This window comes from Butyricicoccus intestinisimiae (assembly GCF_018918345.1).
Lineage (GTDB): Bacteria > Bacillota > Clostridia > Oscillospirales > Butyricicoccaceae > Butyricicoccus_A > Butyricicoccus_A intestinisimiae.
Genome location: NZ_JAHLQI010000026.1, coordinates 1 through 533, shown reverse-complemented (window position 1 = coordinate 533; position 533 = coordinate 1). Strand labels below are relative to the sequence as shown.

The window sequence follows — 533 nt, the reverse complement described above, 5'->3', positions numbered from 1 at the left end:
AAGGAGGACGTGGCCGAAGGCAGGACTGGTAATTAGGGTGAAGTCGTAACAAGGTAGCCGTATCGGAAGGTGCGGCTGGATCACCTCCTTTCTAAGGAGACCATGAGATTTGAAAAAGAGTCTCAGAATCCTAGGTCAATTCAGGTTGGCCGTTTGAGCTTACGTTGTTTAATTTAGAGGGCGCAATGCCCTTGAAACAGGAATCAATTTCATATGGGGGTGTAGCTCAGCTGGGAGAGCACCTGCCTTGCAAGCAGGGGGTCAGGAGTTCGATTCTCCTCATCTCCACCACGAAATTGATTCCTTATACATGGGCTTGTAGCTCAGGTGGTTAGAGCGCACGCCTGATAAGCGTGAGGTCGATGGTTCGAATCCATTCAAGCCCACCACGCAATATCATCTGATGTTGCAAGGAACTGCACCTTGAAAACTGAACAGCGAGAAAACGACAAAGCAACAATAGGAAGATAAAATTGTTATTCTAGGAAAAATGCGAAAGCAAATTTTTGAGATAAAAGGTTTTAACGATCCAA

The 533-nt window shown here is 46.0% G+C and carries 2 tRNA genes and 1 rRNA gene; all 3 read left to right on the top strand.

The features are described from left to right. Positions 1-91 (top strand): 16S ribosomal RNA (locus KQI75_RS13495); the annotation flags it as partial. A 124-nt stretch (positions 92-215) separates the two neighbouring features. Further along, a tRNA-Ala gene (locus KQI75_RS13490) sits at positions 216-291 on the top strand. Between the two features lie 21 nt (positions 292-312). Next, positions 313-389 (top strand) — tRNA-Ile (locus KQI75_RS13485). Positions 390-533 lie beyond the last annotated feature (144 nt).